The sequence below is a fragment of the Rhodoferax sp. EU05-FHT12H12 genome (genome assembly GCF_058791215.1).
In genome coordinates this window covers 60,124-71,771 of record NZ_JBYTDI010000007.1, presented here as the reverse complement: position 1 = coordinate 71,771, position 11,648 = coordinate 60,124, and the positions used below count along the sequence as shown (strand labels likewise).

At 64.9% G+C, this 11,648-nt stretch carries 8 protein-coding genes; 4 read left to right on the top strand and 4 right to left on the bottom strand.

The window, feature by feature from the left end:
* Nucleotides 1–46 precede the first annotated feature (46 nt).
* Nucleotides 47–343, top strand: coding sequence for a Bor family protein (locus AC3WS7_RS17225; protein WP_296468251.1), 297 nt, complete (start codon nt 47–49; stop codon nt 341–343).
* Between the two features lie 143 nt (nt 344–486).
* Here AC3WS7_RS17225 and AC3WS7_RS17220 read toward each other — a convergent pair whose 3' ends face one another.
* Together AC3WS7_RS17220 and AC3WS7_RS17215 are read right to left on the bottom strand one after the other, a co-directional pair.
* Nucleotides 487–1,146: a ProQ/FINO family protein gene (locus AC3WS7_RS17220; protein ID WP_492657208.1), complete on the bottom strand. Its 660-nt coding sequence runs from the start codon at nt 1,144–1,146 to the stop codon at nt 487–489.
* Nucleotides 1,147–1,227: 81 nt separating this feature from the next.
* The gene (locus tag AC3WS7_RS17215) at nt 1,228–2,085 is read right to left on the bottom strand and encodes a phytanoyl-CoA dioxygenase family protein (protein ID WP_492657207.1); all 858 of its coding nucleotides are present in this window, start codon (nt 2,083–2,085) and stop codon (nt 1,228–1,230) included.
* A gap of 103 nt (nt 2,086–2,188) precedes the next feature.
* Between AC3WS7_RS17215 and AC3WS7_RS17210 the strand changes: the two genes are divergently transcribed.
* Together AC3WS7_RS17210 and rocF are read left to right on the top strand one after the other, a co-directional pair.
* A complete protein-coding gene (locus AC3WS7_RS17210; protein WP_492657206.1) occupies nt 2,189–3,196 on the top strand; it encodes an asparaginase in 1,008 nt (335 codons plus the stop codon).
* On the top strand, nt 3,193–4,107 hold the full coding sequence (gene rocF / locus AC3WS7_RS17205; protein ID WP_492657205.1) for an arginase: 915 nt from the start codon (nt 3,193–3,195) through the stop codon (nt 4,105–4,107). Before AC3WS7_RS17210 ends, rocF begins: the two co-directional genes overlap by 4 nt.
* 12 nt (nt 4,108–4,119) lie before the next feature.
* On the opposite strand, the gene AC3WS7_RS17200 is transcribed toward rocF, so the two are convergent.
* On the bottom strand, nt 4,120–5,976 hold the full coding sequence (locus tag AC3WS7_RS17200) for a methyl-accepting chemotaxis protein (protein WP_492657204.1): 1,857 nt from the start codon (nt 5,974–5,976) through the stop codon (nt 4,120–4,122).
* Between the two features lie 236 nt (nt 5,977–6,212).
* On the opposite strand from AC3WS7_RS17200, the gene AC3WS7_RS17195 reads away from it, so the two are divergent.
* The gene (locus AC3WS7_RS17195; RefSeq protein WP_296468240.1) at nt 6,213–8,405 is read left to right on the top strand and encodes a putative bifunctional diguanylate cyclase/phosphodiesterase; all 2,193 of its coding nucleotides are present in this window, start codon (nt 6,213–6,215) and stop codon (nt 8,403–8,405) included.
* 58 nt (nt 8,406–8,463) lie between these two features.
* On the opposite strand, the gene AC3WS7_RS17190 is transcribed toward AC3WS7_RS17195, so the two are convergent.
* Complete coding sequence (locus AC3WS7_RS17190; protein ID WP_492657203.1) at nt 8,464–11,499, bottom strand: L-glutamate gamma-semialdehyde dehydrogenase; 3,036 nt, start codon at nt 11,497–11,499, stop codon at nt 8,464–8,466.
* Nucleotides 11,500–11,648 lie beyond the last annotated feature (149 nt).

Here is an 11,648-nt window from a genome sequence, read left to right as displayed (position 1 = left end):
GAGACACAGGCTGTCTGTCTGCAAACTCACTTAGGGAGATTCTTGAATGATGAAATCAGCTTTCACCGTCATCACCGCCGTCGCGCTGCTGAGCGGTTGCGCCAACCAACGCTTCAACGTCGCGGGTGAACTCTCGGCCACGCCGACCGCCAAAGCCGAAGACAGCCAGACCTTCTTTGTCAGCGGCATTGGGCAAATGAAGTCGGTGGACGCTGGCAAGGTGTGTGGCGGTGCCGACAAAGTCACCGGCGTTGCCGTAGAGCAGTCGGCCACCGATGTGCTGCTTGGCATGGTCACCCTGGGCATCTACACACCCCGCACCGCCCGCGTGTACTGCAAATAAACCAGCCCCCGACGCAAATCCAAGCCCCTCGCCGAGGGGCTTTTTTACGGGCCTTTACGCATCGTTTTTAAGTCAAATAGACCTATAGCCCGCATGGAATATGCGCGACCAGCTCCTTATTTAGGAGCGCCGCATCCGCAACATCAGGCGACCGTGGCCCGCGCCAACATGCGGCTCACCGCGCGCGGGTCCAGCCCGTACATGTCGGCAAAGGCATCCAGCGATTTGCCACTGGCTTTGAAAGCCTGCAGCAGCGCCTCGGTCTTGGCAGCGCGGGCATTGGCTTGCGCCATGGCCTCGTCGAGCACGGCATTGGCGGCTTCGTCGCGGCTGCGCACCAGTTCGCTGTAGGCTTGGGGTGTCAGGCCCGAGGCCTCACAAGCCACCACGATGCGCTGCACGAGCTTGGGGCGCAGGTCTTCCTTGCTGCGGGTCTGGCGGCGGCGAAACACTTCCAGCAGCGCGTGGTGCACATGCTCGGGGGCCATTGCCTCCACCGCCTGGCCTTGCAGGTCGTAGCGGTCAACCCCCGAGGCCACCGCCGTCAGGTAGCGGGTCGACCGGGTGTGGTGGGCCAACGCTGCCTTGAGGCTGTCGCGCTCGAAGGCGTCGGGATGGGCCTCCAGCAGGTCCTGAAAGATGCCGCGCTTCATGGGCTGGAACGTGGCGCCAAACATCTGGGGGTACAAGGCCGCCATGTGCTCCAACACCGGCAAAACATCGGGCCTGGAAGCCCGCTTGGACGGGGCCACAGGGGCATCGGCAGCCAGTGTTTCGGGTGGGATTGGCAAGGTGTCTGTCATGTCAAAAATTCAGAATGGCTGGAGAAAAGCCCTCAATCATGCCAGCGACGGACACCGCCCTCCCGCCGTCCATCCAGTTGACTAGGAAAGTACAAAGCCCCGCACCGGGTCCGCCGCACTGCGCTGCAGCCAATTGGTCGCCGCATAGTCCGTGCTGGCGTCCGTCGCATGCAAGGTATAGGCATGCCGCGACACGGCCGAACGGTTGGGCGCGCTGTAGTGTGGCAGCAGGCCATGGAAGACCACCAGCGCGCCCGCCTTCACCTCCAGCGGAACCGCATTCACATTGCTGGCCGGCCAGGGCGTGGCGTCCAGCTTCTTCATCGTGATCGTGTCGCCATGGCGCTCAAAGCGCTCGCGCAGCACGCCGCGCGGGCCACGGTGGCCGCCGGGTTCGGTCCACAGGCAGCCGTTGTCCAGCGTGGCGTCTTCCAGCGCAAACCAGAAGGTGGTGACGCTGATGGGCGTGGTGTCAAAAAACGTGGCGTCCTGGTGCCAGCCGACCTCGCCGCCAATACCGGGCTGCTTGAAGATGTACATGGACTGCCAGACCTGTGGCCGGGTCAGCCCCACATCGGCCGCTACCTCTGCCAGCGCCGCGCCGTGGCTGAAGGCTTCGAACACTGGGTCGTTGTCGTGCAAGGCGTGGCCAATCTTGTTGATGGACAAGGCCTTGGCCTGGCGCAACTCGCCGTCCGGGCCAAACGCCTCTTCTTCAAAAAAGCAGCTGATGCGGTCGGCCGAATCGAGGAAGTAGCGATCCACCTGGCGCACCTGGTCGTTGGTGGTGAAGATGGTCTTGCTCTCGTTGGGATCAAAGGCCTCGACGATGGCCTCGGCCCGTGCGCGCACGGCGGCAATGTCGGCGGCGGATTTGAAATTCGGCAGGATGAGGAAGCCGTCTTCCTGGTAGCGGGTTTTCTGTTCGGGTGTCAGCATGGGGCTATGCAAAGTTGGGCTGTGGCCATAGCGTTTCAGTATAGACAGGCCGGGCACGGCCCCGGCCAAATCGGATACGCTTGTTGGCAGGAGAACCCGACCCGTGAACCTTGCCCCCCTGATCCAGCTCGCCCGTGGCGGTACGCCCGAATGCCTGCACTTTGGTGCCATTGCCGTGGTCAACCGCACCGGCCAGCTCAAGGCCTTTGCGGGTGATCCGCACCTGGTCACCTTCACCCGCTCCACGCTGAAGGCGCTGCAGGCCCTGCCCTTTGTGGAGGCCGGTGGCCCTGCGCAGTTTGGTTTTACGCAAGCCGAGAACGCGCTCTTGTGCGCCAGCCACAACGGCGAAGCCATGCACGTGGATGGCGCCAACAGCATGCTGGCCAAGGCCGGCCACACCTACAAAACCTTGCGCTGCGGCTGCCATGTGCCGCTGCTGTTCAGCTACTTTGACAAGGGTGCCCCCGAAGGCGCCACCTACACCGAGGCCCACAATAACTGCAGCGGCAAACACGCGGGCTTTGTGGCCTATTGCGTGCAGCACGGCCTGCCGCTGGACGACTACACCGCCCCCGACCACCCGCTGCAACAAGCCATTGCCCGCGATGTGGCGCGCGCCGTGGGCATGGAGGTGCAGGACATGCCCATGGGCATTGACGGCTGCTCGGCCCCCAACTTCGCCATGCCGATTTCCAACCTGGCCCGCGGCTACGCGCGCCTAGCCAGCGGCGCGCAGGACGCTGAGTTCGGTGCCAGCTTTGCATTGCTGAGCGAAGCCATGACCGCCCACCCCGAGATGGTCAGCGGCACCGGCCGCAACGACCTGGACTTCATGCGCGTGGGCCGGGGCGACTGGGTCAGCAAGGTGGGCGCGGATGGCGTGCAGGTGGTGGGTAGCAAAAGCCGGGGCGAGGCTTTTGCCCTCAAGATCATTGACGGCAACAAGCCTGCGCTGTTTGCGGCCAGCGTGGAAGTGCTGGACCAGCTGGGCTGGCTGGACGACGCCCAGCGCGCCGCGCTGCAGCCCTGGCGCGCGGCCGAGATTCGCAATGCACGCGGCCTGCTGGTGGGCGAGCGCCTCCCTGTCTTCCAACTGGAAACCCCATGAACCACAAGATCAGCTTGATTGGCGCACCCACCGACATTGGCGCTGGCAGCCGCGGCGCCAGCATGGGGCCCGAAGCCCTGCGCGTGGCCAACATCACCAGCGTGCTGCAAAGCCACGGGCTGGAGGTGCTGGACAAGGGCAACCTCAGTGGCCCCAGCAACCCCTGGCTGCCGCCGGTCAACGGCTACCGCCACCTGGCCGAGGTGACGGCCTGGAACCGCAGCCTGCACGACGCGGTGTACGCCGAGCTGCAGGACGGCCGCCTGCCCATCGTGCTGGGCGGGGACCACTGCTTGGGCATAGGCTCCATCAGCGCCGTGGCGCGCCACTGCCGCGAGGCGGGCAAGAAGCTGCGCGTGCTGTGGCTGGACGCGCATGCCGACTTCAACACCAACACGCTCACACCCAGCGGCAACATCCACGGCATGCCGGTGGCCTGCCTGTGCGGCTTTGGGCCGCAAGAGCTGATCGAGATTGGCGGCCACGTGCCCGCCATTTCACCCAAGTGGGTGCGGCAAATCGGCATCCGCAGTGTGGACGAGGGCGAGAAACGTTTTGTGCACGAGCAGGACCTGGAGGTCTTTGACATGCGCTACATCGACGAGATGGGCATGCGCGCGGCCATGGAACTGGCGTTGGCCCTGACCGACGCCAACACCCACTTGCATGTGAGTTTTGACGTGGACTTTCTGGACCCCGACATCGCGCCCGGCGTGGGCACCACGGTGCGCGGTGGCCCCACCTACCGCGAGGCGCAGCTCTGCATGGAAATGATTGCCGACACCGGCCGTATGGCCAGCCTGGATGTGTTCGAGCTCAACCCCGCGCTGGACGAGCGCAACCGCACGGCCGAGGTGGCGGTAGACCTGATCGCATCGCTGTTTGGCAAAAGCACCTTGATGCGAAAGTAAGCCCGGCGCCGCTCAGCCGAGCTTGCACTCTTTCTTCAGCTGCACGATCAATCGGGTGACGGTGGACGAGGCCTCCGAGAACGGCGTACCGTTGCCCAGCATGTCTTGCGCGCGCGCGGCCTGGCCTTGGTTGATCGTCTGCGCCACTTGACCGGCAGCCACATGGAATTTCTGGTGCGCCTGAATCAGCGCACTGAAACTGGGCACGCCGGCGCATTTGCCGTTGGCACCCGCCCCGTGCAACCACTTGCCCAATTCACAGCAGTCATCGCGGCTGACCGTCTCCGCATCCAGGGTTTCATGGCGCTGCGCCGCCAGGCGCAGTTTGGAACGCCAATCCGCGTGGGCCTTGATGGCGTTGTCCAGGTTGATGCCCGCCCCGCCAGCCGGCAGGCGCGGCGCAGCTGAATGGGCAGCCACCAGTGCAGGCACCACGCCAGTTGCACTGGCGGTGTTGCCGCGAAACACCGCCACGGTGTGCACCAGGTCCTGCGCCTGGCTGCGCAAGCTGCCCGCTGCGGCGGCCATTTCCTCCACCAGCGCGGCGTTTTGCTGGGTGGCCTGGTCCATTTGGGCCACGGCGTCGCGCACCTCTGCCACTCCGGTGGCCTGGGCGGCACTGGCCGCGCTGATTTCACCCACGATCTCGGTCACCCGGCGGATGCTCCCCACCACCTCGGTCATGGTCTCGCCTGCGTGATTGACCAAGGCGCTGCCCTGCTCCACACGCTCCACGCTGTCGCTGATGAGCGTTTTGATCTCTTTGGCGGCTTCGGCGCTGCGGCCAGCCAGGCTACGCACCTCACTGGCCACCACCGCAAAGCCGCGGCCTTGCTCTCCGGCACGGGCAGCTTCTACCGCTGCGTTCAGCGCCAGGATATTGGTCTGGAAGGCAATGCCGTCGATGACGCTGATGATGTCGCTGATCTTGCGCGAGCTGTCATTGATGCCCTGCATGGTCTGCACCACCTGGGCCACCACCTCACCGCCTTTGGCGGCGGTTTGGCTGGCGGCCAGGGCCAGGGTGTTGGCCTCGCGGGCGTTGTCGGCCGACAGGCTGACGGCACCGGTGAGCTGCTCCATGCTGCTGGCAGTGCGCTGCAGATTCGCGGCGGTCTGCTCGGTGCGGTTGCTCAGGTCCTGGTTGCCGCTGGCAATTTCGGAGCAGGCCACCTCAATGCTGGCCGAGCTGCTGCGCACGGCGGCCACGGCGACCTCCATACGGCCCAGGGTGGCCTTGAGCGAGTCGCCGCCGCGGGTGCTGGTGAGCGTGCCCCGCACATCGAGGGAGATGCTGTCCTCCCGGTTCACATGGGCCACCAGAATACGCAGCTCGTCGCCTTCGCGGGCGGCCCGGGCCATGTTGATGGCCATGACCGCTTCCACGCCCGACTGGATCACCACATACAGCGCGTGGATGACGATGCGGCCAAAGTCCGCTTCGGTGGTGCAATACAGGCCAAAACCCGCCGCCTGCAAGCGGTCAAATGCCACATGGTGCACCGCAAACAGGGCGGCACCAAAGACGATGACACGCCAGTCACGGTAGACCAGGAACAAGGCCAGCGCCACAAACACGCCGAAGTGCATCTCCGACATGCCGCGGGCCAACTGGATATGCAGGGCCACAAAAGACACCAGGACAAAGGTCAGCACAAAACGGCTGGCCACGGTGTAGCGGGCCAGCCCAAACACACCAAAGGCCAGGGCCAGCAAGACCAGTGTGGCGGTGAGGGCCAGGCCCGAGTCGACAAAGTTCACGCCCAGGGCGATGCTGACCACCGCGGCCAGGCAGATATAGCTGAGCAGGACGCGGTCGCCCAGCATGGCCAGGGCCTCCATGCTGGAGATGGTTTTTTTGGATGTCATAGGTGTTCCAACAGAGTGCAAAGAGGTGCCGAAAGGGATCTCCCCCACCACGGATTCAGTTTATGGGGGTGGGGCGTAGGAAAGCAGCGCAAAAACAGCATTTCACACGTCCATTTCAGTGCGCTCCCACGCCATTGCACAGAGGACAAGCCACCATGGCGGTGGCCCGCAGTTTGCGTTAGAGTCTCAAAGATTGATGGGCGCACGCCTATTGCGACTGTGTACAGGCCGGTGCCGTGATTCCAGACCCTGACCCTCTCCCCCCCACCGCTGCGCCGATCTCTTCCGCACTGGACGAGTTGCACCTGCCCCACCGCTTTCGGGCCTGGAGCGGCTCCCAGTTCGAAGACGACAGTGACAACCTCTGGAAATTGGCCCTGGAGGGCTCTGGCGCTGGGGCCTGGGACTGGAACCTGATCACCGGCGAGCAAATCCACTCCCAACGCTGGCAGCAAATGCTGGGCTACGAGGTCGGCGAAATTGCCGACGCCAACCACGAGTTTGTGAGCCGCGTCCACCCGGACGACCTGCCCCACGTGAGCGCGGCATTCACCGACTACCTGCAGGGCCGCATCCCCAGCTACGCCGCGGATTTGCGCCTGCGCTGCAAGGACGGCCACTGGAAGTGGATCCACACGCGTGGCACGGTGGTGAGCCGCAACGCCCAGGGCCAACCACTGCGCATGATTGGCACCCACACCGACATCACCGATCGCAAGGCCGCCGAGATCGCCCTGCGCGACAGCGAAGAACGCTGGAAACTGGCACTGGAGAGCACCGGCGACGGCGTGTGGGACTGGCACATTGCCAGCGGGCGCGAATACTTCAGCAAACGCCTGGTGGAGATGTACGGCTTTACCGAAGACGAACTGGCCGACCGGCCCGAAGAGCTCGACCAACGCACCCACCCGGACGATGTAGAGGCCATGCAGCGAGACCGCCAGGCCCACTTCGACGGCATGACCCCCACCTACTCCAACGAACACCGCGTGCGGTGCAAAGACGGCAGCTGGAAATGGGTGCACACCCGCGGCATGGTGATCAGCCGCGACGCCAACGGCACGCCTGCCCGCATGATTGGCACGCACACCGACATCACCGACCGCAAGAACGCCGAAGCCCAGGTGCGCCAGCATGCCTATTTCGACCCCCTGACCGGCCTGCCCAACCGGCGCATGCTGCGCGACCGGCTGGAGCAGGAAATCAAACGCAGCCGCCGCGACGGCCTGCAACTGGCCATCCTGTTCATCGACCTGGACCACTTCAAGGAAGTTAACGACACCCTGGGCCATGACAACGGCGACCTGCTGCTGGTAGAGGCGGCGCGCCGCCTGCGCCAGTGCGTGCGCGAATGCGACACCGTAGCCCGCATGGGCGGCGACGAGTTCACCGTGCTGCTCACCGAGCTGGCGCCCGACACCCACCTGGAGCAGCTGCTGCACAAGCTGCTACAGACCATGGCCCAGGTATTCCAGCTCGGGCAGGAGCAGGTGTTTGTGTCGGCCAGCGTGGGCGTCACGCTCTACCCGGCCGACGGCACCGAGCTGGAGGCGCTGTACAAAAACGCCGACCAGGCGCTGTATGTGGCCAAGGGCGCAGGGCGCAACCGCTTCAGCTTCTTCACCCCGGCGCTCCAGGAAGCTGCGCTCACGCGTGCCCGGCTGACCAACGACTTGCGCCACGCAGTGGGCCAGCAGCAGTTGCAGCTGCTCTACCAGCCCATCGTGGCGCTGGCCAGTGGCGCCGTGCACAAGGCCGAGGCCCTGCTGCGCTGGCGCCACCCCGAGCGCGGGCTGATCAGCCCGGCCGCATTCATCCCCATGGCCGAGACCAGTGGCCTGATCGTGCCCATGGGTGACTGGGTGTTTGAGCAGGCTGCGCTGCAGGTGCAGGCCTGGCGCCGCAGCCTGGCACCGACCTTTCAAATAAGCATCAATACCTCGCCCGTGCAGTTCCAGCACACCCAGCTGCCCGACGCCAACTGGGTGCGGCGCCTGGCGGCCATGGGTCTGCCCGGCGACAGCCTGTCCATCGAAATCACCGAAGGCGTGTTGCTGGACAGCAATGACGGTGTGACCGCCAAGCTGCTGGAGTGGCGCGACGCGGGACTGCAGGTGGCGCTGGACGACTTCGGCACCGGCTATTCCTCCCTGTCCTACCTGTTGAAGTTCGACATCGACTTCATCAAGATCGACCAGTCCTTTGTGCGCGACCTGCAGCCGGGGTCCACCAACTTCACGCTGTGCAAAGCGATGGTGGCCATGGCCCATGCGCTAGGCCTGCAGGTGGTGGCCGAGGGGGTGGAAACCGCCCAGCAGCGCGACCTGTTGATCGACGCGGGGTGCGACTACGCGCAGGGCTACTTCTTTGCCCGGCCCATGACCGCCCCGGCCCTGGCGGAGTGGGTGACGCAGCAAGCCCCGGCATGAGGCAGCCTGGGGCGCACCGCTCCGTCCGGGCTGTGCCTGGCAACGCCCGTCTTTTGCGTCAATGCAGGCTGGCCAGCAGCGCAGCGTTGCCACCCGCGGCGGTCGTATTCACGGTCACCGTCTGCTCCGCGCAGAAGCGGAACAGGTAGTGCGGGCCGCCGGCTTTGGGGCCGGTGCCTGACAGGCCTTCGCCACCGAAAGGCTGCACCCCCACCACGGCGCCAATCATGTTGCGGTTGATGTAGATGTTGCCCACATGCGCCGCATTGGCCAGCGCCTGGGCGCGGCTGTCGATGCGGGTCTGGATGCCCAGCGTGAGGCCGTAGCCCAGCGCGTTGATATGTGCGATCACGTCCTCGGGGTTGCTGGTATCCCCCGTGCCCCAGCGCACCACCTGCAGCACCGGGCCGAAGATTTCGGCCTTCACCTGGGCAATGCTGGCCACCTCGAAAGCATGTGGTGCAATCAGATTCGCTATTAAATCAGTAGCTGCTTGCGCATTATTTGCGGGCGCCACAAGCACTTTTGACTCATTTTTCAGACGGTCGATGTGGCGCTGGATGTTGTCATAGGCCTCCCGGTCGATCACCGGCCCCAGGTCCGTGGCCAAGTCGGCCGGCGTGCCCACCTGCAATTCCTGGGCCGCCCCTTGCAGCATCTCGATCACACCGTCGGCAATGGCATGGTGCACCACCAACAGGCGCAGTGCGGAGCAGCGCTGGCCGGCCGAGCGGAAGGCGCTTTGCACCACCGCGTCCACCACCTGTTCGGGCAGCGCGCTGCTGTCCACCAGCATGGCGTTGATGCCACCGGTCTCGGCAATCAGCGGCACGATGGGGCCGTCTTTGGCGGCCAGCGCGCGCTGGATGATCTTGGCCACCTGGGTGGAGCCTGTGAACACCACACCGGCCACGCCGGGCTGGGCCACCAGGGCGGCGCCTACGGTTTCGCCCGCACCATGCAGCAGTTGCAAGGCATCGGCGGGTACGCCAGCGGCCACCATCAGGTCCACTGCGGCTTTGGCCACGCCTGGGGTTTGCTCGGCCGGCTTGGCCAGCACCGTGTTGCCCGTGGCCAGGGCGGCGGCCACCTGGCCCATGAAGATGGCCAGCGGGAAGTTCCAGGGGCTGATGCAGACCCAGACGCCACGCGCGGTGAGGCGCAGGGTGTTGGTCTCGCCGGTCACGCCGTACTGGTAGCCGGCTTGTGCGTTGGCGACCACGGGACACTGAATGGGCTGCATGATGCGCTGCGCCTCGTCGGCGTAGTAGCGCAGGAAGTCCACGGCCTCGCGCACCTCGCTCACCGCGTCACCCCAGGTCTTGAAGGCTTCTTTGACCAGCAGTGCGCAGAACTGCGGCATGGCGGCCTGCAGCGCATCGGCAGCGCGACGCAGCACCACGGCGCGCTCTTCGACGGGCACTTTGCTCCATTTTTGATAGCTGCTTGCGCAGGCGGCATAAGCATCAGGCACCCGTTTGATATCAAACTCGGGCACCACCGGCACCGGGGTGGCCGGCAGGGCAGCCAACAGCGGATCGCGCATGGTGGCCACGGTCAGGTCCAGGCCGGTGCTGTTGGCGCGGCTGCCCGGGTGCGTGCCAAACAGGTCGGCCGGCAATGGCAGGCTGGGGTGGGGCTCCAGTCGCAGGGGCGAGATCAGCAGCTCCTCCATGCCCACCGACTCGTCGGCCAACTGGTGCACAAAGCTGGAGTTGGCGCCGTTTTCCAGCAGGCGGCGCACCAGGTAGGCCAACAAATCTTTGTGCGCGCCCACAGGGGCGTAGACGCGGCAGGCGACCAGGGGGTTCTTCAACACCTCGCGGTACACCCCTTCACCCATGCCGTGCAGGCGCTGCAGCTCAAACGGTGCGCCACTTTTGGCGCCCATTTGCAAAATGGCAGCGATGGTCGCCGCGTTGTGGGTGGCGAACTGGGGGTAGATGGCATCCGGCGCCGCCAGCAGGGCACGGGCGCAGGCCAGGTAGGACACATCGGTGTGGTGCTTGTGGGTGAACACCGGGTAGTGCGGCAGGCCCAACTCCTGGGCGCGCTTGATTTCGGCGTCCCAGTAGGCGCCTTTGACCAGGCGACACATCAGCTTGATCTGGTACTTGCGGGCCAGCACGGTGACGTGCTCGATGAGCTCCAGCGCACGGGTCTGGTAGGCCTGCATGGCCAGGCCCAGGCCGGTCCACTGCGGGCAGTGGCGGGCCACCAGTACCAACAGAGCTTCCAGCACTTCGAGCGACAGCTCCAGGCGGTCCACCTCTTCCGCGTCAATGGTCAGGTTGATATGGGCCGCCGCAGCCGCTTCGCACAGCGTCCAGACGCGGGGCACCAGCGCGTCCAGCACCGCCTGGCGGTGCGCGTCTTCGTAGCGCGGGTAGAGCGCGCTCAGTTTGATGGAAATACCATCGTTTTCGGCCAGTGCGCCCGTCTTGCTTGTGCGAGCAGCTATGAAATCAATAGCGTCACCATAACTCTTCAAATAGCGCAACGCGTCCTTGTCGGTGCGGGCGCCCTCGCCCAGCATGTCGTAGCTGAAGCGCACATTGGCTTTTTTGCGTGCGGCATCGGCCTCCTTCATCGCCTCGGGCATGGTCTGGCCCAGCACGAACTGGCGGCCCAAGAGCTGCACGGCACGCAGGGTGGCCGCCACCACCGTGCGCGCACCCAACTTGGCCATGAGACCGGGCTCGTTCTGCGCATCGGGCAAAAAGTGTTTGGACAGCGCAATGGCCGTACTGGACAGGCGCGCGAGCACCTTGTCGCCGCTGGCCTCGAAGTCAGCGCGGCCCAGTTGGTCGGTGGTCAGCGCGATGGCGGTCTCGGCATCCGGCACCCGCAGCAGGGCTTCGGCCAGGCGCATCAGGGCCAGACCTTCGGCGCTGGAGATGGGGTATTCCTTGAGCAGGCTTTCCATGGCCCAGAAGGGCGGCGGGTTCTCGCGCACGGCCTGCACCCAAGGTTCGGCGGTGCGGGCGGCATGGGCCCAGTACAAGGTGCCGTCCAATTGCTGCAGACGCTGCGCAACGATTTCGCTCTCCGGGCGGTAGGGGGTGGGCAAACGGGGGGGGACGGCTTGGAACATACGCACTCCATGAAATGTGAAACTTGTGCGTATTTTTAAAAGTTTTTACACGAATAAATATCTATATTTATCGAGATATTTAGTTTTAAATGCGGTATCGCCACCTGCAACATCCTGGTACGCACGGCGCCATCTATTGATGGAGGTCA